The sequence below is a fragment of the Roseibium limicola genome, assembly GCF_017313085.1.
GTDB lineage: Bacteria > Pseudomonadota > Alphaproteobacteria > Rhizobiales > Stappiaceae > Roseibium > Roseibium limicola.
The window spans coordinates 1-20,201 of record NZ_JAFLNF010000014.1; the positions used below are offsets into that span (position 1 = coordinate 1).

Annotated in this window: 19 protein-coding genes; 10 read left to right on the forward strand and 9 right to left on the reverse strand. The window is 59.5% G+C overall.

Translation table 11 applies throughout. From position 1 onward, the window contains the following. Nucleotides 1-176: 176 nt before the first annotated feature. A complete protein-coding gene (locus tag J0X15_RS19810) occupies nt 177-1,589 on the reverse strand; it encodes a uracil-xanthine permease family protein (protein ID WP_206944683.1) in 1,413 nt (470 codons plus the stop codon). 186 nt (nt 1,590-1,775) lie between these two features. Beyond that, on the reverse strand, nt 1,776-2,582 hold the full coding sequence (locus J0X15_RS19815; protein WP_206944685.1) for an alpha/beta fold hydrolase: 807 nt from the start codon (nt 2,580-2,582) through the stop codon (nt 1,776-1,778). A gap of 180 nt (nt 2,583-2,762) precedes the next feature. On the opposite strand from J0X15_RS19815, the gene J0X15_RS19820 reads away from it, so the two are divergent. After that, entirely contained in the window at nt 2,763-3,362 is a 600-nt protein-coding gene (locus J0X15_RS19820) for a L,D-transpeptidase (protein ID WP_206944687.1), read from the forward strand. Nucleotides 3,363-3,427: 65 nt separating this feature from the next. Here the strand turns inward: J0X15_RS19820 and J0X15_RS19825 are convergent, their stop codons facing one another. The 3 genes from J0X15_RS19825 to secA form a co-directional block, all read right to left on the reverse strand. Then, nucleotides 3,428-4,621 (reverse strand): adenylate/guanylate cyclase domain-containing protein, encoded by a 1,194-nt coding sequence (locus tag J0X15_RS19825; RefSeq protein ID WP_206944688.1) that lies wholly within the window; start codon nt 4,619-4,621, stop codon nt 3,428-3,430. 60 nt (nt 4,622-4,681) lie between these two features. Next, the gene (locus J0X15_RS19830) at nt 4,682-6,214 is read right to left on the reverse strand and encodes a glycosyltransferase family 39 protein (protein ID WP_206944690.1); all 1,533 of its coding nucleotides are present in this window, start codon (nt 6,212-6,214) and stop codon (nt 4,682-4,684) included. A gap of 182 nt (nt 6,215-6,396) precedes the next feature. After that, nucleotides 6,397-9,138 carry a preprotein translocase subunit SecA gene (secA, locus tag J0X15_RS19835; RefSeq protein WP_206944699.1) on the reverse strand — a complete coding sequence of 914 codons (2,742 nt, stop codon included), beginning with the start codon at nt 9,136-9,138 and terminating at the stop codon, nt 6,397-6,399. A 266-nt stretch (nt 9,139-9,404) separates the two neighbouring features. Between secA and J0X15_RS19840 the strand changes: the two genes are divergently transcribed. From J0X15_RS19840 to J0X15_RS19855, 4 genes are all read left to right on the forward strand, one after another. Then, nucleotides 9,405-10,307, forward strand: coding sequence for a peptidylprolyl isomerase (locus J0X15_RS19840; protein WP_206944701.1), 903 nt, complete (start codon nt 9,405-9,407; stop codon nt 10,305-10,307). A 196-nt stretch (nt 10,308-10,503) separates the two neighbouring features. Continuing rightward, complete coding sequence (gene argJ, locus J0X15_RS19845) at nt 10,504-11,745, forward strand: bifunctional glutamate N-acetyltransferase/amino-acid acetyltransferase ArgJ (protein ID WP_206944703.1); 1,242 nt, start codon at nt 10,504-10,506, stop codon at nt 11,743-11,745. A 109-nt stretch (nt 11,746-11,854) separates the two neighbouring features. Further along, nucleotides 11,855-12,259 carry a (deoxy)nucleoside triphosphate pyrophosphohydrolase gene (locus J0X15_RS19850; RefSeq protein WP_206944705.1) on the forward strand — a complete coding sequence of 135 codons (405 nt, stop codon included), beginning with the start codon at nt 11,855-11,857 and terminating at the stop codon, nt 12,257-12,259. Between the two features lie 33 nt (nt 12,260-12,292). Beyond that, complete coding sequence (locus J0X15_RS19855) at nt 12,293-12,526, forward strand: Flp family type IVb pilin (protein ID WP_206944707.1); 234 nt, start codon at nt 12,293-12,295, stop codon at nt 12,524-12,526. Between the two features lie 84 nt (nt 12,527-12,610). On the opposite strand, the gene J0X15_RS19860 is transcribed toward J0X15_RS19855, so the two are convergent. Continuing rightward, nucleotides 12,611-13,501 carry a methyltransferase domain-containing protein gene (locus tag J0X15_RS19860; RefSeq protein WP_206944709.1) on the reverse strand — a complete coding sequence of 297 codons (891 nt, stop codon included), beginning with the start codon at nt 13,499-13,501 and terminating at the stop codon, nt 12,611-12,613. Nucleotides 13,502-13,624: 123 nt separating this feature from the next. Here J0X15_RS19860 and J0X15_RS19865 point away from each other — a divergent pair, with 123 nt between their 5' ends. The 4 genes from J0X15_RS19865 to J0X15_RS19880 all read left to right on the forward strand — a co-directional run bounded on the left by J0X15_RS19865 (nt 13,625) and on the right by J0X15_RS19880 (nt 16,387). After that, entirely contained in the window at nt 13,625-14,464 is an 840-nt protein-coding gene (locus J0X15_RS19865; RefSeq protein ID WP_206944711.1) for a ComF family protein, read from the forward strand. Between the two features lie 192 nt (nt 14,465-14,656). Further along, on the forward strand, nt 14,657-14,914 hold the full coding sequence (grxC, locus tag J0X15_RS19870; protein ID WP_206944713.1) for a glutaredoxin 3: 258 nt from the start codon (nt 14,657-14,659) through the stop codon (nt 14,912-14,914). 34 nt (nt 14,915-14,948) lie between these two features. Then, nucleotides 14,949-15,806 (forward strand): carbon-nitrogen hydrolase family protein, encoded by an 858-nt coding sequence (locus tag J0X15_RS19875; protein WP_206944715.1) that lies wholly within the window; start codon nt 14,949-14,951, stop codon nt 15,804-15,806. Further along, nucleotides 15,803-16,387 (forward strand): DUF1178 family protein, encoded by a 585-nt coding sequence (locus J0X15_RS19880; protein WP_206944717.1) that lies wholly within the window; start codon nt 15,803-15,805, stop codon nt 16,385-16,387. The genes J0X15_RS19875 and J0X15_RS19880 overlap by 4 nt, the downstream gene beginning before the upstream one ends. Nucleotides 16,388-16,498: 111 nt before the next feature. On the opposite strand, the gene J0X15_RS19885 is transcribed toward J0X15_RS19880, so the two are convergent. The 3 genes from J0X15_RS19885 to ubiG all read right to left on the reverse strand — a co-directional run bounded on the left by J0X15_RS19885 (nt 16,499) and on the right by ubiG (nt 18,696). Further along, a complete protein-coding gene (locus J0X15_RS19885; protein WP_206944719.1) occupies nt 16,499-16,996 on the reverse strand; it encodes a phasin family protein in 498 nt (165 codons plus the stop codon). Nucleotides 16,997-17,227: 231 nt separating this feature from the next. Beyond that, nucleotides 17,228-17,938: an alpha/beta fold hydrolase gene (locus J0X15_RS19890; protein ID WP_206944721.1), complete on the reverse strand. Its 711-nt coding sequence runs from the start codon at nt 17,936-17,938 to the stop codon at nt 17,228-17,230. Nucleotides 17,939-17,943: 5 nt separating this feature from the next. Then, nucleotides 17,944-18,696 carry a bifunctional 2-polyprenyl-6-hydroxyphenol methylase/3-demethylubiquinol 3-O-methyltransferase UbiG gene (gene ubiG / locus J0X15_RS19895; protein ID WP_206944723.1) on the reverse strand — a complete coding sequence of 251 codons (753 nt, stop codon included), beginning with the start codon at nt 18,694-18,696 and terminating at the stop codon, nt 17,944-17,946. A gap of 186 nt (nt 18,697-18,882) precedes the next feature. Here ubiG and J0X15_RS19900 point away from each other — a divergent pair, with 186 nt between their 5' ends. Continuing rightward, entirely contained in the window at nt 18,883-20,133 is a 1,251-nt protein-coding gene (locus J0X15_RS19900) for an aspartate kinase (RefSeq protein ID WP_206944725.1), read from the forward strand. Nucleotides 20,134-20,201: the final 68 nt, after the last annotated feature.

Here is a 20,201-nt window from a genome sequence, read left to right on the forward strand (position 1 = left end):
TGGGGACAAGCTGATCGAGCGTCACAATCTCGAGCGCTGTCTGGGAAGGGCCGGGCTGCTTCAACATCAAAACAGTGAATCAAAAACCCCCGGCAAACGCCAGAGGTTTGTCAGCAGTCTGAGGGGCGCCAGCGGAGGATCCGCTGGCGCTTCTCAGTTCTGACATGTTGTCCGGCTTACTCGGCTGGGTGTTTCTTGCTGCCCATGCCGCCGGAAAGTTCCTCGGTCGATTGCGCTGAAAGCTCTTCCGGCAGGAGCAGGTTGAGCACGATGGCCAGGAAGGCTGACGGCAAGAGGCCGGAGGACAGCAGGACCTTGGCGGTTGAGGGGAGGTGCTGCAAGGCACCGGGCTCAAGCTGAAGGCCCAGGCCGATCGACAGGGACACCGCGAAGATCACCATGTTGCGGCGGGTCCAGTCGACGTCGGAGAGCATGGCAACACCAGCCGCCACGACCATGCCGAACATCACGATGACACCGCCACCGAGCACCTCAATGGGAACGGTGGAGATCAGCGCGCCAACTTTCGGGACGAAACCGGCGATGATCAGGAAAATCGCGCCGATGGTGACGACATGACGGCTCATGACGCCGGTCATGGCGATCAGGCCTACATTCTGGGAGAAGGACGTGTTCGGCAGCGCGCCGAAGATCCCAGCAATGGCTGTTCCCAGGCCATCGGCATAAGTCGCGCCGGTGATTTCCTTGTCGGTCGCCTCACGGCCTGCACCACCCTTGGTGATGCCGGACACATCGCCGACGGTCTCAATGGCCGAAATGATGGCCATCAGGCAGAAGCCGACGATGGCTGCGATGGAGAACTCGAAGCCGAAGTGGAACGGGTTCGGCAGGGCAAAGGAGGCTGCGCGTCCGACATTGCCGAAGTTGACCATGCCCAGTGCTGCTGCCAGGGCGTAACCGGCGATCAGACCGACCAGGACCGCCGAGACGGACAGCATGCCACGGGCGAAGAACTTCAATGCAAGAGTGACGACGATGACCGACAGGGCCACGGTCCAGTTCAGCAGGCTGCCGTATTCCGGTGTGCCGATGGCAGGAACGCCGCCGGCGGCATACTGGATGCCGACCTTGACCAGGGCGAGGCCGATCATGGTGACCACCAGCCCGGTGACCAGTGGCGGCAAGGCGAAGCGGATCTTGCCGACAAAGGGGGCGAGACAGGCGTGGAAAATGCCGCCGATCAGGACGCCGCCCATCAGCGGTGCCATAGCCTCAACGCCTTTGCCGGCGACAATCGGGATCATGATCGGGATGAAGGCGAAGCTGGTGCCCTGGACAATCGGCAGGCGCGCGCCGACCGGGCCGAAGCCGATGGTCTGAAACAGTGTGGCCACGCCGGCAAACAGCATGGACATCTGGATCATGTAGATCATCTGCGGGAAGTCAGGCGAGTTCGATCCATATCCGAAGCCGGCTGCGCCGGCGATGATGATGGCCGGTGTGACGTTGCTGACGAACATTGCCAGAACGTGCTGTATGCCGAGTGGAATGGCTTTTGCCAGAGGTGGAAAGTAATTGGGATCTTTCAACTCTGCCGGGCTGCCGAGGCCATTGTCTGTGCCTTGCATTAAGTGCTCCTTCGTCCGGGATTCTCAGTTTATTTGAAAAGTCCCCTCTGGGTCCCGGATCGGTTAGAGATTGAGTACTGCAACATTAGGGCTGCTTTTTTAAGCAAGCACAATACGCAGGCAGGCTTAGCCTTGTGAAAAATGGCGAAAATGTGGTGCATGCTGTCGAGGGTGCTCGGTCTCGGGTTACTTTTCGCCGGCGTTCTGCAGGATAAGCCGGACAACCTCCTTGGGGATTTCCAGGTGGGGCATGTGGCCGACACGTTCGAAAATATGGCTGGCGAGCACTCCGGGCAGTTTGTGCGCCTGGCGGGTGGGCAGGACCCGGTCCTGTGTGCCCCAGATGACCTTGATGGGAACGTCGAGTTCAGCCAACTGGCGGGTCGGCAGACACTTCTGTTCGCTGCCTTCCATGAAAGCATCGAGAATGGTTTCAAGCGCATCCGTGGCGCCTGACAGCTGGCGCATGTCGGCGGCACTGCGGGCGAGAAACTTCGGCATGCGGAAGCCCCAGCCGAAGAATTGCTCCAGCAACATTTCCATTTCGTCGGGCCGGGTCGCCTTGGCGTAGCGGCGCAGAAGCTTGTGGTTGATTTCGGGGCCGAAGCCGCCCGGAGAGAGCAGTGTCAGGCTGGCAATGCGCTGGCTGGCCTTCAGGGCGATCAGGCCAGACACCGCACCGCCCATCGAGTGACCGACAAGATGGACCTTTTCCAGTCCGAGATGATCAAGTGAGTGCAAGACGGCTCTCGCTGCGGTGCCGGAGCGTCCCGTTCCGGGCCAGTCGATTGCATCGCCGTGGCCCGGCAGATCAAAGGCCAGTGAGCGGCGGCGGGAGGCCAGGGCGGTCTGGATGTTGACCCAGCCCTTGCGGTCACCGCCGAAGCCGTGAAGCAGGACGATCGGCAGGAGATCATCGGCAGTTTCGCAGGTGTGATCGGTGTGGGGAAGGCAGGGGGAAGCAGGCGATTCGTCGGCGACTGGAGAGGGCATGAAAGAAAATTGTCTCAAGGTCTGTTTCAGAAAAAGGCTACCACGCATTTCTGCGTGTCGAGCGGGCTGGTTGATACCAGACATTAACCTAAAACAGGCGATCAAGAAGTGTTCTTTCTCCGGCCGGAACCAGACTTTGGGTGTCTGGTCATGGGCCGCGACTAGCCAAGGATTTTAAGCATGCTTCGCCTGCTCATGTGCGCGGTGGCCTTGATGATGATGCTGGGAAGCTTCCCGGCGCGGGCCGATTATAAATTCTATGACCCGAACACGGGCAGCTGGGTGACGTATCGCCCGAGCCCGGAAGCTGCGGGCGAGCTGAACAAGCGCAAGTACCGCCGCAAGATGGTGTCTTATCGTGGCTCGGAAGAGCCGAACACGATTGTTGTCGATACCAAGGCGCATTACCTTTACCACGTGATGGGCAACGGCAAGGCCATGCGCTACGGGATCGGCGTTGGGCGTGACGGTTTTACCTGGAAAGGCACCGAGAAGGTCACGCGCAAGGCAAAGTGGCCGGGCTGGACACCGCCGCCGGAAATGATCGTTCGCGAACGCCGCAATGGCCGCAAACTGCCGGCGCATATGCCTGGTGGGCCGAAAAACCCGCTCGGTGCGCGGGCGCTTTACCTCGGCAACACGATCTACCGCATCCATGGCACGAATGAAGACTGGAGCATTGGACATTCTGTCTCCTCCGGCTGCATCCGCATGTTCAACGAGGACGTCGAACATCTTTATGAAGAGGTGGCGATCGGCACGAAAGTGAAAGTGCTTTAAGCGCTCCTCACGCAGAGACATTCGCGAAAGGCCGGAGGAAATTCCGGCCTTTTTTGTGCGTCGCCTCATTCTCTCAGAGCAAACAGGGGGCGTGGGCTGGAGAAGCCATTCAGATCGAAGCTGCCGACCGGGTGGCAGCGGTCTATCGCGAAGTGGGCGATCTCCTGGGTGAGCAGGGTGTCATGCCCGACGCTTTTGGTCAGCGCTTCGATGCGAGCGGCTGCGTGAACGGTCTGGCCGATGACGGAGAAGGTCAGCCGGTTGGGCACGCCGATATTTCCGAACATCACTTCGCCGACCGACAAGGCGATGCCGGCCTTCAGGCCATGGCTTGCCGCGGGCTGGCGGTTCAGCTTGGCGATCCTGTTGCGGGACATGTCTGCTGCTGCAAGCGCCTGAAGGGCTGCCGGTTGCAGATCGCCTGCCTCAATCGGGAAAACACCCAGCACCGCGTCGCCGATGAAATCGAGAATCTCACCGCCATGGTCGAGGATGGAGCCGGCGGTGGCCTGGAAATAGCTGTTCAGAAACTGCAGATACCGATCGGGGCCGAGGTCTTCGGCAATCCGGGTCGAGCCGCGAATGTCGGAGAAGTAAATCACCGCATTCAGACGTTGGCCGTCGCCGTGGCGGATTTGCCCGTTGAGGACGCGGCTGCCGGCCCATTTGCCAAGATAGGTTTCGGCCACATTGCGGGTGATCTGGGCTTCCAGGTTGGCGCGGGTGGAAATCGCCAGGCGTTTCTGGATGTATTCGATGGCATTGACCTGCTCCGGCGAGAAGCCGTCCTCGGCCTTGCTGGCCCAGCTGACCAGAATGCCAGTGTTGCCGTGTTTCTCGGCGATGGCGGGCATGGAAAAATGGGTGGCGAGAACCAGATAATCGCTGAAGCCCTGACCGTGCAGGTCATGGCAGAGAGGGAAATCGAGTTCGGCATTGCCGCCGCTCAACCTTCGACGCAGTCCGGGAAGATCCTCGTTGAGCACCTTGCGCATGGGGCTTTGCATCCAGGTGTCGGTATCGACCTGATCATGGCCGAAGACCTCGTGCTTGGGGCCGGTTTGCGGCTCCCATACGACGGTCTCTGCATTGATCAGCGGATGCAGGGTCGCCCAGGCCAGTACCACCCGGTCAATCGGCAAACCGCAGGCACGTAACCGCTCGCACAGCTCTCCGAACATCGTTGGCACATGCGGGTTCATCAGGGCCTGGCCGATAAGCCAGTCTTCCACCTGATCAATCTCTGCCATGTCCACCATTGTCAGGACCTCATGAGTTCAAGGTTGCCAAAGGCGCCTGTGCTGCGAAGCTTTTCAGGCTTACCTGAAGGGCATTCCTTCTCGCTTGCGCATGTTGACGTCACCAGGAGGCACAATAGCCCAGTTGACGGTCACGGGTGGGATCTTCCCACCGCCGGGCGATGCGAAACTGTGGTGCCCCTGCTGCTGAAGGGTTGGGTAGAGGTCTGCCAGGTTGTTGGGCAGCTGCGGATTATCGCCTCGCCAGACCAGCATGAGGCCTTTTTGTTGCACATCTGCAAGATCGATCCACGGTGAAAGGAGCGTGTCATGCAAATAGAACATATGGGGACGGCTGTCCGCATAGGCAGTGATGTTGGCGGTGGCCCACATGTCCCCGGCCACATAGCTCAGCGGTGTTTGCATCTGGGTGCGCCACTCGGTTTCCAGATAGGTGGCGATCTGCTGACCGGGATAGTGGATCCGTGTGTGCTTGGTCTTCCACAGAGGCTCCAGCACGGCCTGCCCGAGGGTGATGCCAAGGAAGACGCCCTGAATGACAACAACGGCTGCGAAGGCGCGTTTGCGGGAATACAGCGGCCCGGACAGCGGCAGAAAGGTGCTGGCGAGAAGACCTGACAGCACGAACATTGGCGTGCCCCACATGTGCTCGAACTCATTGCCAGAGAAGGCCGAACACAAAACCGAGACGGTGAGAGGCAAAAAGCCGAACCACAGCAGGAAGCGCCGATTCGTCAGCGAAACATTTGCCGCGTCTTGTGTTGCGACAGTGGCTTTCTTGATCGATGCCAGTTTTTTCCCAAAGCCGATCACCAGAACCAGAAAGACGCCTGTATGAACACCGACCTGGGCTGACAGGAAGTGCAGCGGATTGAGCAGGTAATCGACCCAGGACGTCGGCCCGTGGCTGCGGCTTCCGGCAAAGCGGATGGTCATTGCCTCCGTGTCATAGATCCACCAGAGGTGCGGCGACAGAAGAAGCAACGCGACGGCGAAGGCGATATAGGGACCGGGTGTGAGGACATGACGGCGGGCATCGGCAAAGACCAGCGCGTATAGCCCGATGCAGCCGATCAGCAGAATGACGAAGTATTTTGTCAGCAGCCCGATGGCGGCCAGAGCACCCAAAAGAGCCCAGTCGCGCAGCTTGCCGTGATCGAGTGCGCGGTGGGTGACGAGGATCATTGCCGACCAGACAGGCAGCTGCAGGATGTTCGGATTGAACTCTGGCACGGGCAGGGTGAAATAAAAGATCACGCTGGTGAGCAGCAAGCCCCAGCCGGTGCGCGCCGCACTCAGACCGAGACGACGACCAAGCGCATAAAGGCAGCCATAGCTGATGGCAAGACACATGGCCGAAAGCCAATAGCCGCCGAAGGTATGCCCGCCGGTCAGCCAGTAACTTGCTTCCAGCAGCCAGGCTTGCATCGGCGGGTGTTTGGTATAGCCAAGCGCCAGTTCGCGGCCCCAGGCGAAGCCCTCGATCACATCCAGCGGTGCGTTGGGAAAGAACAGGGTCGGGATCAGTGCCCAGAGCAGGCAGGCTACGCCGAGATAGATCAGGTGGGCACGAGGCAGGGTCTGGTGGGTCATCAAAACCATCAAGCAAGTAAAATCCGAAGCAGCTTTCTGCCGGTTCGGCCCAGGATCAGACATGTCGATCCGTCGTGCTCCAAAGGGACGCGCCGCCCGGTTCAATCGGTTCTGATCATCAAAAAGCCGCCGCGGTTTTGGCGCGGCGGCTTTGTTGTTCTAGTGCGAGGCCAAAGGGCCGATCACGTCAGGGCACCGTGGCAATGCTTGTACTTCTTGCCAGAGCCGCAAGGACAGGCGTCATTGCGGCCAACCCGGCCCCAGGTCTCCGGGTTGTTCGGATCGCGGGCCTGAGCCATCTCGTCTTCACCGGTTGTCGGGTTCATGTGATGGCCCTGCATTTCCGGGAGTTCCGGGTTCTGCGGTGCCTGTTCCTGAACCAGTTCGACGCGCATCAGCTGAGCCGTCGTGATCTGACGCAGCTGAGCCAGCATGGCTTCAAACAGGGTGAAGGCTTCGGTCTTGTACTCCTGCAGCGGATCGCGCTGGGCATAGCCACGGAAACCGACGACGGAACGCAGATGATCGAGGTTTGCCAGGTGCTCGCGCCACAGGTTGTCCAGCGTCTGAAGCAGAATGGCCTTTTCCACCTGACGCATCACGTCCGGGGTGTAGCGGGCAACCTTCTGCGCCATGACCTGATCGGCGGCCTTGCGCAGACGATCCTTGACCTCTTCGTCAGCGATGCCTTCTTCCTCGGCCCATTCCTTGACCGGAAGATCCAGGTTCAGAACCGTGCGAACTTCCTGCTTCAGGCCGTCAGTATCCCACTGTTCAGGATAGGCACGCTCCGGAATGTGACGGGAGACCATGTCTTCCACCACGTCGTGACGCATGTCGCCAACGGTTTCCTGAATATGGGCGGCGTCCATCAGGTCGACACGCTGCTCGAAGACCACCTTGCGCTGGTCGTTCATCACATCATCGAACTTCAGCAGGTTCTTGCGGATGTCGAAGTTACGCGCCTCGACCTTCTGCTGGGCCTTTTCCAAAGCCTTGTTGATCCACGGATGGACAATGGCTTCGCCTTCTTCCAGGCCAAGCTTGCGCAACATGCTGTCCATGCGCTCGGAGCCGAAAATGCGCATCAGGTCGTCCTGCAAGGACAGGAAGAACTTGGAAAGTCCCGGATCACCCTGACGGCCTGAGCGGCCACGCAGCTGGTTGTCGATTCGGCGGCTTTCATGCCGTTCGGTGCCGACAACGCACAACCCACCTGCAGTGAGGGCCTTCTGCTTGAGGGCTTCAATGTCGGCGCGGATCGCGGCTTCCTTGGCTGTTCGTTCTTCGCCTTCCGGCATGTCGCCAAGCTCAATCTCGATTCGCATATCGGTGTTGCCGCCGAGCTGAATATCAGTTCCGCGGCCGGCCATGTTGGTGGCAATTGTCACCGCACCGGGAAGACCTGCCTGGGAGATGATCAGCGCTTCCTGCTCGTGGTAGCGGGCGTTGAGAACGGTGAAGACCTTGCCCTTTCCGCCGTCTGCCTGTTGAGCCGCGATGAACGTCTTCGGGTCGGTGGTGTCGAGAAGGCTGTAGCCATGGGCCTGCAGCAGGCCGGCCAGATATTCGGACTTCTCGATGGACGTTGTGCCCACGAGGATCGGCTGGCCGCGCTCCTTGCACTCGTCGATCAGGGTGACGATGGCGTTGAACTTTTCTTCAACGGTGCGGTAAACCTCGTCGTCCTCATCAATTCGGCTGACGGGAAGATTGGTCGGGATTTCAACAACTTCCAGGCCGTAGATGTCGGCGAACTCGTCGGCTTCCGTCGAGGCCGTACCGGTCATGCCGGCCAGCTTGTCATACATGCGGAAGTAGTTCTGGAAGGTGATCGACGCCAGGGTCTGGTTTTCCGGCTGGATGCTGACCTTTTCGCGTGCTTCGAGAGCCTGATGCAGGCCTTCGGAGAAGCGACGTCCAGGCATCATGCGGCCGGTGAATTCGTCGATGATGACGACTTCGTCGTTGCGGACAATGTAGTCCTTGTCGCGCTGGAACAGCTTGTGGGCCTTCAGGGCCTGTTGCAAGTGGTGCACGACGGAGACGTTTTCGACGTCGTAAAGCGAAGCGCCCTTCAGCAAACCAGCTTCAGACAGCAGGCGCTCGAGTTTTTCGTTACCGGCTTCGGTGAAAGAGGCGGAGCGCTGCTTTTCGTCCAGCTCGTAGTCTTCTTCGGTCAGATGCGGCACGAAGGTGTCGATCGTGTTGTAGAAGTCGGAGCGATCTTCCAGCGGGCCTGAGATGATCAGCGGCGTACGCGCTTCATCGACCAGGATCGAGTCCACCTCATCGACGATGGCGAAATGATGCTCACGCTGCACCATGGCGCCGCGTTCGTGCTTCATGTTGTCGCGCAGATAATCGAAGCCGAACTCGTTGTTCGTGCCGTAGGTCACGTCGGCGGCATAGGCTTCGCGGCGCTGTTCGTCGGAGAGGCCGTGGGTGATACAGCCGGCCGTCAGTCCGAGGAACCGATACACCTGACCCATCCAGTCGCTATCGCGGCTGGCCAGATAGTCGTTCACCGTGACGACGTGTACGCCCTTGCCGGTCAGGGCATTGAGGTAGACCGGCGCCGTGGCGACCAACGTCTTGCCCTCACCTGTGCGCATCTCGGAGATTTCTCCGGAGTTGAGCACCAGGCCACCGATCAGCTGTACATCGTAGTGACGCTGCCCGAGGGCGCGGCGTGCTGCTTCGCGCACAGTTGCGAATGCGGGTACCAGGATGTCATCTAGGGAAGCACCTTTTGCAAGTTGCTCGCGAAATTCCTGCGTTTTTGCCCGGAGCTGATCATCCGTCAATTCTACGAACTCGGGTTCCAGCGCATTGATCGCCTCAACCTGTGCTCTGAATGTCTTTACTTTGCGGTCGTTGGCCGACCCAAAAATCTTCCGTGCTAAAGCGCCGAGGCCAGCCATGTGGCGGTCCTTCCCCTGTCGGGCGGCGCACAGTCTCCCGGCGCCTGCCCATGAAATCGTCTCAATTGCTGTCCAGGGTCTCCCGCTGTCTGAGGTAGACGGCCGATTCCCTGGCTGAAGGTCTGGCCCTCTCTATAGAAAAGAGGACGACCGACAGATAAGAGGGGGTCTGATGCTTGTCAACGCCGCAGCTTTCGGCAATGTAGCCACGCTCTCGTGTGGAGAGCGACGCGAAATTCCAGTCCAAGAAGACTAAAGGACCGCAAATGTTTCAATTTTCCATGCGCCTGCCGCTCCGTTCTCTGGCCGCGCCTGCCATTGCTCTGACGTTGGGTCTCTCAACGGCTTTGGCGCCGGCGTATGCTGCCGAGCCGGACGACGTCGTGGCCAAGGTTGGCGAAGCGACGATCACGGAAGCGGATCTGGCGTTTGCTGCTCAGGAACTGGGTAAGGACCTTCAGCGCTTTCCGCCAGCTCAGTGGCGTCAGATTTTGCTGGATATTCTCGTTGACATGAAGCTTCTCGCACATGCTGCCGAAGAAGCCGGTATCGACGAAGACCCTGATTTCAAACGTCAGATGGACTTTCTTGAAGTGCGCGCTCTGCGTGGCGCCTATGTTTCGCAGAAGATCGATGGCGCGATTACGGAAGACGCTCTGAAGGCTGCCTATGACAAGCAGTTTGCGGATTTCGAAGGTCCCGAAGAACTTCATGCGCGCCACATCCTTGTGAAGGAAGAAGATGAGGCCAAGGCCATCATCAAGCAGCTCGACGAAGGCGCTGACTTCGTTGAACTGGCCAAGGAAAAGTCCACCGGCCCTTCGGGCCCGAACGGCGGCGATCTTGGGTTCTTCTCCGCAGGACAGATGGTGAAGCCATTTGAAGACGCGGCGATGGCTCTGGAAAAAGGCGCCTACACCAAGGAACCTGTGCAGACCCAGTTCGGGTGGCATGTGATCAAGTTGGAAGACAAGCGCAAGCAGGAGAAGCCGAGCCTGGAAGAGGTTGCCGACCAACTGCGTCAGCCGCTTCTGCGCGAAGCCTACAAGACCCAGATCGACAAGCTGAAGGCTGAAAATGAAGTCGTGATTGTCGATGAAAAGCTGAAGGCAGCGGTTGAAGCAGCGCAACCGGCAGCGGATACAGACGCCGCACCAGCCGCTCAGTAAGCGATTGCCGACCTGATGTTGAACGATGCCTCGGCGCCTTGCGGTGCCGGGGCATTTTTTTGGAAATTCAGACCTGACTGCAGCATGATCCACATGTCCGCGAACTTCATGGGATGATATTACAGGCTCTGGGCTTGCGCCCTTCTGCGGGTTCAGGCAAGCCTCCCAAGTCTGTCACTTTCTGGATGGAAACCTCATGTCCACTGCCATTTCGCCTCTCGCCCCGAAGTCCTACCCGGAGATGCCGGAGATCGAAGGCGTCGCCTTTGCCACCGCGGAAGCGGGTATCAAGTACAAGGGCCGAACCGATGTCCTGCTGGCGAAGCTGGCCGAGGGCACGACCGTTGCCGGGGTTTTCACCAAATCCAAGTGTTCGTCGGCTCCGGTGGACTGGTGCCGCGACATTATGTCCAAGGGCACAGCCCGAGGGCTGATGGTGAATTCCGGAAATGCCAACGCGTTTACCGGTAAAAAAGGCAAGTCTGCGGTCAAGCTGTCGGCTGAAATCGCTTCAAAGGCGCTTGGCTGTGCCGAGAATGAAGTGTTTCTCGCCTCCACCGGCGTAATTGGCGAGCCGCTTCAGGCCGAGAAATTTGAAGGCGTGATTGCCGGTTTGGCGGCGTTGGAGCGGCCAGCAAGCTGGCAGGAAGCCGCCCAGGCGATCATGACCACGGACACCTATCCGAAAGTGGCGACGGTGACGGTCGAGTTTGACGACCAGAGCATCAGCTTGAATGGTATCGCCAAGGGCGCTGGCATGATTGCGCCGGACATGGCGACGATGCTTTCCTTCCTGTTCACGGATGCCGCCATCAGCGCGGATGTGCTGCAGGCGATCCTGTCAGGTGAAACGGATGGAAGCTTCAACTCCATCACCGTCGACAGTGACACCTCCACATCTGATACGGTTCTTCTGTTTGCCACCGGGGCTGCAGAAAAGCGTGGTGTTGCGGCGGTGACCAGCCTTGAAGATCCTCGCGTTCCGGTGTTGAAGGCCGCTGTTGGTGACCTCATGCAGAACCTGGCGCAGCAGATCGTGCGCGACGGGGAAGGCGCCCGCAAATTCGTGGAAGTGCAAGTGGCTGGCGCGGACAGCAATGCGTCTGCGCGGACGATCGCCCTGTCGATTGCCAATTCTCCGTTGGTAAAGACGGCAGTTGCGGGTGAGGATGCCAACTGGGGCCGTGTGGTCATGGCTGTCGGCAAGGCCGGCGAGCCTGCGGATCGCGACAAGCTGGCAATCTGGTTTGGCGATGTGCGCGTTGCCGTTGATGGCGAGCGGGACCCGGACTACTCCGAAGCAGCAGCCTCTGCCGTCATGCAGGAAGAAGATATTGTGATCCGCGTCGACCTTGGCCTGGGAGACGGCTCTGCCCGCGTGTGGACCTGTGACCTCACCAAGGAATATGTCGCCATCAACGGCGACTATCGCAGCTGATCTTTCTGGAGCGAGCGATCGGGAGCCGGTCGCTCGCACGGTTTGAATTAAATTTTATGCGGAATGGTAAACCAGTTCTGTGGTTGCCGTTTGAAGGCGGGACACCCTTATGAGCCGTATTGTTCTGGTCGCAGCCTGTGCGCTGGTCGATGTTGATGGCCGGATTTTGCTGGCGCAGCGCCCCGAAGGCAAATCGATGGCCGGTTTGTGGGAGTTTCCCGGTGGCAAGGTGGAGACCGGCGAGCGTCCCGAAGAGACATTGATCCGCGAACTGGACGAGGAGCTGGGCATCACGGTTAAGGAAGCGTGTCTCGCCCCGCTGACGTTCGCGAGCCACGCTTATGATGATTTTCATCTTCTGATGCCCTTATACGTCTGTCGCAGGTGGGAAGGTACGCCCGTCGGCCGGGAGGATCAGGCTCTGAAGTGGGTACGTCCGGTTCGGTTGAGGGATTATTCGATGCCGGCGGCAGATGAGCCGCTAATCCCCTTTTTGATGGATTTGGTGGCTTGAGAGCATCAAACCGCAAAAAGGAAGGGCTGCGCCATGAAACCCAAAAAAGGTCAGCGCCAGTCTCAGGTCACTTCGGCAACTTCGCGGTTTCGCGGCTTTCTGCGAGATGAACGGGGTGCCGTTGCGATGGAATACGGCGTGATTGTCCTGCTCATGGGCATCGCCATTGTTGCCACATTGATGTCGATCGGTGACACGCTGCGCGACAGCTACTACGGGGAAATCAATACGGCCCTGGAAAGTGCCGGAACGGCCGACGCCGATTGATCTGACGATCTTCCGGAATTGACGACACAGGCGGCCGCAGAGCCGCCTTTGTCGTATCTGGGGCACCACTTCGTCGGTGCTCCCTTACCCCTTCAACGGTGTTTCCTGGGTGCTCAAGGCATCCGCCAGCCGGGTCTTGGCCGAACCGGGCCGCAGGGGCTTCTGCTGGCTTTCATGCGGCGCCCAGCCCGACAGGGAAATCAGCGAGAAGGTCGCGCGTATCCGTCCGTCCGGGTCCGAATGATGCTCGGCGTAGAGTTCGGCAGCGCGCAGGAAGAAGCCTTTCGATACCGGCTTGCGGCTGCGATCCTTCAAGATAGAGCTGGCGCCCATCGCCTTCAGATCACGCATCAGTCCGAACATGTTGGCGTAGCGCACCGTGATCCGGTCCATGTCGGTCACCGGAAGAGCAAAGCCGGCCCGCTGCATCAACGCGCCCATGTCCCGCACGTCGGCGAAGGGCATGACGCGAGGGCTGGCCCCTTCGATCAGCTCCAGCTCTGCCCGCATCAGCGCATCGCGCAGCTCAAACAGGCTGTCTCCACCCACCAGCATCCCCAGGAACAGCCCATCGGGCTTCAGGGCCTGACGGATCTGCACCAGACTGCCGGGCAGATCGTTGACGAATTGCAGGGACAGCAGCGAAACTGCCAGGTTGAAGGTCGCGGGTTTCAGCGGCGGACAAGCGTCGTCGAAAACAAAGTCGGGTGCGGAAAAATTGGCGAGCGGGGCAAATAGATCTGCCCTCAGAACAGTGCCGATCTTGGGCGAGGCCTGCAGCACGCGTGCGACGTGGTCGCCGTGGCCGGAGAGATCAACGGCAAGCTCGAACTCTCGACTGAGTGCCGCCAGTCTCTCCTCTAGATCGACAGCTGCCTCCTTCGCCAGAAAATCGGCGCCGTCCACGGGGGTGGCGAGCGCACGGCGGCGATGCTGGGCAAGAAGGGATCGGTCGAAGGGATCTGGCTGGGACATGGGGGCGGTCTGAGGTCCGTTTGTTGAAGGGGCGGTCCGGCTGGATTTCTTCGGCACATATGGCGCGTCGCGCCAAGCACGTCAAAGCATGATAGTCTGGCGAAATGAACGAGGGCCTGAAAAATGAGGCATCAGAACCTTCAGGATAACGGCGAGCCCGACCGGGTTGCGCCTCTTGCACGTCTGGCCCTGAATAGCTTTTCCGCCTTGTGCTGGACTTCGCGGCGGGTTCTCGATCTGCTTTTACCACCACGTTGTCTGACCTGCGACACACCAGCCGACCGCCCGGATGGCATCTGCGGGGCTTGCTGGAGACAATTGCAATTCGTTGCGCCGCCGGTTTGTGCTGTCTACGGGACGCCTTTCGCGCATGACTTGGGGGAGGGGGCTGTCAGTGCCCGGGCCATCAGTGATCCGCCTGTTTACCGCAAGGTGCGGGCGCCGCTGGTCTACCGCGGACCTGCGACGAGACTGGTGACCGGGCTCAAGTTCGGTGGGCGACGGGACCTCGCCGGGCCGATGGCCGGGTTGATGGCTCATCCGGCCCGCACAATGGTCGTGGCCGAAACACTGCTTGTGCCTGTTCCTCTGCATCCGTGGCGGCGGATTTCCCGACGTTTCAATCAGTCCGCCGATCTGGCGAAGGCCCTGGCTGGCCGGGTTGGCGGTATCTACGATCCCTTCACGCTGACCCGCAGCAGACCGACACGGCAGCAGGTGGGGTTGGAAGCCAAGGCGCGCCAGGCCAACGTTCGAAATGCCTTCACGGTCAACCCTGACAGGCTTCACCTGTTGCACGGCCGTCATGTGGTGCTGATCGATGATGTTCTGACCACAGGGGCAACCGTTACTGCTTGCGCCAAGGCGTTGCTGAAGGCGGGGGCGGCGGAGGTTGACGTTCTGGTCTTTGCGATGGCTTTGCCGGGAGACGGCAGAGAAGGCAGCCGGGACAATGACAGGTAAAGTGCGACCGGTCAGGGCCAATCGTTGCTCGGCCTCTCGCGGTAATCCTTGCTCCTCTAAATCCGTGAACCACAGGTGAATGGGTCTTCAGTGAGGGATACTCCGAGCCACGGCATTGTTGTTCTCTGCTTTCCCAAACCCATATAAACGCGTAAGAAACTTTCAAAGCCGACACAGATTAGAGGAAGCCTCATGGCCAAAGTTACAATCTACACCCGCCAGCTCTGCGGTTTCTGTACCGCGGCGAAAAAGCTTCTCGACAAGAAGGGCGTTGCCTATACCGAGCACGACGCGACCTTTGATCAGAAGCTGAAGAAGGAAATGGTGCAGAAGGCCAACGGTCGCAGCACCTTCCCGCAAATCTTCGTCGGGTCTACCCATGTAGGCGGCTGCGACGAACTGCATGAGTTGGAGCGGTCCGGGACGCTGGACAAGCTCCTCTCCGCCTGATCAGGCCCTTGCAGACAGTTCAGGAGACAGTGTCATGAGCCATTTCAAGGCAGCTTGCGTCCAGATGCGCAGCGGCAAGAGCGTTGCCGACAACATTTCTCAGGCGGAAGCTCTCATTCGTCAAGCCGCCGCTGAGGGGGCTGACTTCGTGCAGACGCCGGAGATGACCAACGTTCTGGTGCGCAGCCGCGAGGAATTGATGGAGCGGATCACGCTTGAGCGTGACGATGCCACTCTTGCCCGGTTCTGCCTCCTGGCAAAAGAGCTGGGTCTCTGGCTGCATGCCGGGTCGCTGGCGATCCTGCTTGAGGGCGGCAAGGTTGCCAATCGTGGCTTTCTGATTTCGCCGGACGGTCAGGTTTTTGCCAAGTACGACAAGATCCACATGTTCGATGTGGATCTGCCGAACGGTGAGAGCTGGCGTGAATCCGCCACCTATGAGCCGGGGAAGCAGACCATGTTGGCCGACCTTCCGTGGCTGAAGATGGGCATGGCGGTGTGTTACGACGTACGGTTCCCGGCGATCTTCCGCTCGCAGGCCCGTCAGGGCGCTGGGCTGCTGACGATGCCGGCGGCGTTCACCCGTCAGACGGGCGAAGCGCATTGGCATGTGCTGCAGCGGGCGCGGGCGATCGAGAATGGCGCTTTTGTTGTTTCGGCAGCACAAGGCGGTGCCCATGAGGATGGCCGTGAAACGTACGGCCACAGCCTGATCATCGACCCGTGGGGCAAGGTTCTGGCGGAAGCCGATCATGATCGGCCAGGAATTGTTGTTGCCGAGATCGATCCGGAGCAAGTGGTCAAGGCGCGTCAGCGGATCCCGGCGATTGCCAATGAACGCAGCTTCGCACTGGGAGAGGCAGGGCTTCTCGCAGAGGAGAATCTTGCGTGATCCGCTATTCCCTGGTGTGTGACCAGTCTCATGACTTCGAAGGCTGGTTTCGGAATTCGGAAGATTTCGACAAGCAGGCAGCGCGGTCTCTGGTCAGTTGTCCGCATTGTGGGTCAGAGCAGGTCGGAAAGCGCTTGATGGCGCCTTCGGTGTCAACGGCCCGTCGCCAGGAAAAAAGCGCACGGGAAGCCGTTGGGCGGGCTGAGATGGAGCTAGGGGCTGCAACGCAGGCGGCTGATGGGCCTGTAGTCGGCAGTGCAGCTCCGACCTCTCCGGAGACGACGGACATCGCAGCTGCTGGTTCACAGGCTGTGGCTGGCTCTGATCCCCAGGCGGCATTGGTTTCCAATGATGCCCAGCAGAAGGCTCTGGTCGACAGCCTGCGCGCGTTGCGCAGGAAGGTGATCGCGAGTTCAGACTACGTGGGCTCCGATTTTGCTGAAGAAGCCCGGAAAATCCACTACGGCGAGACGGATGCACGCAACATTCACGGGGAAACCACCGTGAAAGATGCCAAGGCGCTGCTGGAGGAAGGGGTGCCTATCCTGCCGCTTCCTGTCTTGCCGGAAGAAAAGAACTGACCCTTCCCCTGCCTATCGGACTGTTTGTGATGCCTGAGAGCCGGCACGGCGCCTGAAGCCCGTGCCGGTTTTTTTATCTATAACCGCTAGGTGTGGAACCTGATCGTCGCGTCAGGCTGCTTTGGCCTTGCCGGCGTCGTTGGCGGCTTTTTCAGCGGTCTTGCCGGCTTCCTTGCCCAACTCCGTAGCTGTGTCGCGCAGTTCGTCAGCTGTCGAGAGGCTTTCGGTCACGCAGTTTTGCAGCAACTCGCTTTGAGATGTGAAATGCTCCTGGTAGGCATCGAACATGCGGTTGTAGAACCCCTGAACTGCCTCTGTCGCGTCCTTCGGGTCGCGGCACTCACTGATTGAGGACGCAAATTCCAGGTCATCGTTCCATCGGCGCATGGCGAAGTCGGTCTGTTTCTCAAGGCACCGTTTGGTAAAGTCCAAAGTCATGGACTGCATCTTCTGGGCGGCGGAAAAGGCCTGGCCCTGAAAGAGGTCCTCATAGGCGCTCAGGGACAGACCCCACATATTGGCGCCGGCTGTCCGGCCTGCCTCGCGAATTGTTTCGCTGGCAGATGTTGCGGCTTTTCTGGACTGTTTCGTTGCGGTTGTCGTTGGCATGGTTCGCTCCTCCTGAAATTGGAATGCTTCATCGGAGGCGGCCCGATGAAGCAGGGAGCCTGAACGAGAATGGCAGTCGTCACTCTTTGCTGGATGCCTGCCTGTCCGGCTCTCCTTGAATATACGCTTCCCTTGCGTAATTTTTATGGCGAAATTTGTCGCAGGGAAAATTTCACCAGGAGGAGTTTGATTGCATGGGCTGTCGGGACTCCGGCTGTTTCAGAGCTGGGATCAGCGCGGAGAAAACTGCGAAGTTGAGCCAATCCAGGCCTTTAGGGCCTCAGTGACGGCATTGGGTGCTTCCAATGTTGAAAGATGGCCGCAATCGGGAATAACCATCAATTCACTGCCTGAAATATGTTCATGCATTTCGCGGGCAAGATCGGGCGGTGTCAGTGTATCGCCGTCACCAACCAGCACCAGCGTCGGGCAGGTGATGTCGCCAAGGGAGGGGCGCGAGTCCAGCCGGCCAATGATCGCTTCCGTCTGACGGATGAAGGCATCCGGTCCGGTTTCTTCCGCCATTTCGAGCACGACGCTTTTCAGGTTTTCGTCTGCGGCGCGGTTGGCATGGACGAAGCCTGGATAAAGCAGGTGGGGTACCTTGTTGAAGCCACGTTCGCGGGTCATTCGGATCAGCACCTGCCGTCGTTCCGTCTGCTCCTGCGTATCAGCGCGGGCATTGGTGTCCATCAGCGCCAGCCGTGTGACCCGTTGCGGCGCGATACGCATGATTTCCATGGCGACATAGCCGCCCATCGACAGTCCTGCGAGGGCAAATGCGTCAGGGGCCTTGTCCAGCACGCTGCGCGCAATGGCCTCGATGCTGTTGTGCTGCCGGTGGTCGGCGACAAGGATCGGACGGTCGGAAAAGGCGGAGATTTGCGGTGCATAAAGGGTCTCGGTGCACAGCAGGCCGGGGATCAGAACAATTGGTTCCATCGGGCTTACTTGGGCCTCTCTGCGAGCATCATGTAATTCACGTTCATGTCGCGGGACGGAGCCCAGCGATCAAACAGGGGATTATAGGTGACGCCGGTGCGGTCGATGATGTCCAGGCCGGTCTCTTCCAGCGGCACCTGAATTTCCTCCGGGCGCACCAGCTTGTCATAGGAGTGTGTGCCTTGCGGCAGCCAACGCAACACGCGCTCGGCACCGACGATGGCCAGGGCATAGGCCTTCATGGTGCGGTTGATGGTGGCGACGAACATCAGTCCGCCGGGGCGCACCATGCTGGCCGTCTTTTCCAGAAACAACGGCACGTCGGCGACATGCTCGACGACTTCCATGTTCAGGACGATGTCGAATGTTTCGCCGGCAGCGGCAAGGTCTTCGGCGGTCTCGGCGCGGTAGTCGATCTTCAATCCGCTTTGAGCCATATGAAGCCGGGCAATTTCGATGTTGACCTCAGAAGGGTCCGCCCCGACGACTTCGGCCCCGAGACGGGCCATGGGCTCGCTCAACAGGCCGCCGCCACAGCCGATATCGAGAATGCGCAGCCCCTTGAAGGCGTCGGATGCCCGATAATCCCGGTCGAATTGAGCGCAGACCTTTTCCTTGATGTAGGTGAGGCGGACAGGCTGAAACTTGTGCAGGGGCTTGAACTTGCCCGCCGGATCCCACCACTCCTCGGCCATGGCGGAGAAGCGGGCGACTTCAGCCGCATCGATGGTGGTGCCGGTGTCTTGCGCCTTGCTCATTGGTTTTCCAATCCCTGACTAGCCTGAAGGGCGGCAGTATATCTCCCTTGGTTCCTTGTCGCTCTTGCCTGTTTTGTCAAGGCGTGGCTTGCGGGGCGCAGGCTGTCGCTGTATGGATGGCGCCCGATCCGCAAGAGGATGCCGTCAGGCACCTCTCCACCCCTTGCACGAAGATTACGAAAATCCATGGCGCGATTGGTTATGAAATTCGGCGGCACGTCAGTGGCCGATCTGGACCGTATCCGGAACGTGGCTCGACATGTGAAGCGGGAAGTGGATGCCGGCAACGAAGTCGCCGTCGTCGTTTCCGCCATGGCCGGGCAGACGAACAAACTGGTGGAATTCTGCCGGTCTGCTTCCACCCTGCATGACGCACGCGAGTATGACGCTGTTGTTGCCTCAGGTGAGCAGGTGACCTCTGGTTTGCTTGCCATCGTTCTGCAGGACATGGGCGTTAATGCACGCTCCTGGCAGGGCTGGCAGGTGCCGATCAAGACCGACGAGAACCATGGTGCGGCCCGCATCAAGGAAATCGACGGAGGTTTCCTCAGCGAGCGTATTTCCCAGGGCCAGGTGGCCGTCCTTGCCGGTTTCCAGGGTATTTCCCCGGATAACCGCATTTCGACCCTCGGTCGCGGCGGTTCTGATACGTCGGCTGTTGCGATTGCCGCTGCCATCAAGGCTGACCGCTGCGACATCTACACGGACGTGGACGGGGTCTACACCACCGATCCACGCATTGTGCCGAAGGCGCAGCGCCTCGACCGGGTTTCGTTTGAGGAAATGCTCGAAATGGCGAGCCTCGGCGCGAAGGTGCTGCAAGTTCGCTCCGTTGAAATGGCCATGGTTCATGGCGTGCGCACATTCGTGCGCTCCAGCTTCGATGATCCCGATGCGCCGCAGGTTGGCGTTGGTGATCTTCCCCCAGGAACTCTTATCTGCGACGAGGATGAGCTCGTGGAACAGCAAGTTGTGACCGGCATCGCCTTTACCAAGGACGAAGCCCAGATTTCCATCCGCGATGTGGCCGACAAGCCGGGTATCGCCCATTCCGTCTTCGGACCGATGGCCGACTCGAACATCAATGTGGATATGATCGTTCAGAACATCTCTCCGGATGGAGCGACGACTGACATCACCTTCACCGTGCCGGAAACCGACTATGATCGGGCCCTGAAGGTGCTGGAAGACAACCGCGAGCAGATTGGGTTCCAGAACCTGGAAGGCACCCGTGATGTCGTGAAAGTCTCTGTCATCGGCATTGGCATGCGGTCTCATGCTGGTATCGCTGCGGAGTGCTTCCGGGGCCTGGCGGGGAAGGGCATCAACATCCGCGCCATCACAACTTCCGAGATCAAGATTTCGGTTTTGATCGATTCCGCCTATACGGAACTTGCAGTTCGGACTCTCCATTCGCTATACGGTCTGGACGGGTAAGTTCATCTTGAGTCTTTGTCTTTTCCGTTCCACGGTGGACGGGACAGACAAGATCAGGAAAAGACGGG

Bases quoted from the DNA above. Each gene is read 5' to 3' on its own strand.
- J0X15_RS19810 (WP_206944683.1), bottom strand. From the start codon at position 1,589: ATGCAAGGCACAGACAATGGCCTCGGCAGCCCGGCAGAGTTGAAAGAT.
- J0X15_RS19815 (WP_206944685.1), bottom strand. From the start codon at position 2,582: ATGCCCTCTCCAGTCGCCGACGAATCGCCTGCTTCCCCCTGCCTTCCC.
- J0X15_RS19820 (WP_206944687.1), top strand. From the start codon at position 2,763: ATGCTTCGCCTGCTCATGTGCGCGGTGGCCTTGATGATGATGCTGGGA.
- J0X15_RS19825 (WP_206944688.1), bottom strand. From the start codon at position 4,621: ATGGTGGACATGGCAGAGATTGATCAGGTGGAAGACTGGCTTATCGGC.
- J0X15_RS19830 (WP_206944690.1), bottom strand. From the start codon at position 6,214: ATGACCCACCAGACCCTGCCTCGTGCCCACCTGATCTATCTCGGCGTA.
- secA (WP_206944699.1), bottom strand. From the start codon at position 9,138: ATGGCTGGCCTCGGCGCTTTAGCACGGAAGATTTTTGGGTCGGCCAAC.
- J0X15_RS19840 (WP_206944701.1), top strand. From the start codon at position 9,405: ATGTTTCAATTTTCCATGCGCCTGCCGCTCCGTTCTCTGGCCGCGCCT.
- argJ (WP_206944703.1), top strand. From the start codon at position 10,504: ATGTCCACTGCCATTTCGCCTCTCGCCCCGAAGTCCTACCCGGAGATG.
- J0X15_RS19850 (WP_206944705.1), top strand. From the start codon at position 11,855: ATGAGCCGTATTGTTCTGGTCGCAGCCTGTGCGCTGGTCGATGTTGAT.
- J0X15_RS19855 (WP_206944707.1), top strand. From the start codon at position 12,293: ATGAAACCCAAAAAAGGTCAGCGCCAGTCTCAGGTCACTTCGGCAACT.
- J0X15_RS19860 (WP_206944709.1), bottom strand. From the start codon at position 13,501: ATGTCCCAGCCAGATCCCTTCGACCGATCCCTTCTTGCCCAGCATCGC.
- J0X15_RS19865 (WP_206944711.1), top strand. From the start codon at position 13,625: ATGAGGCATCAGAACCTTCAGGATAACGGCGAGCCCGACCGGGTTGCG.
- grxC (WP_206944713.1), top strand. From the start codon at position 14,657: ATGGCCAAAGTTACAATCTACACCCGCCAGCTCTGCGGTTTCTGTACC.
- J0X15_RS19875 (WP_206944715.1), top strand. From the start codon at position 14,949: ATGAGCCATTTCAAGGCAGCTTGCGTCCAGATGCGCAGCGGCAAGAGC.
- J0X15_RS19885 (WP_206944719.1), bottom strand. From the start codon at position 16,996: ATGCCAACGACAACCGCAACGAAACAGTCCAGAAAAGCCGCAACATCT.
- J0X15_RS19890 (WP_206944721.1), bottom strand. From the start codon at position 17,938: ATGGAACCAATTGTTCTGATCCCCGGCCTGCTGTGCACCGAGACCCTT.
- ubiG (WP_206944723.1), bottom strand. From the start codon at position 18,696: ATGAGCAAGGCGCAAGACACCGGCACCACCATCGATGCGGCTGAAGTC.
- J0X15_RS19900 (WP_206944725.1), top strand. From the start codon at position 18,883: ATGGCGCGATTGGTTATGAAATTCGGCGGCACGTCAGTGGCCGATCTG.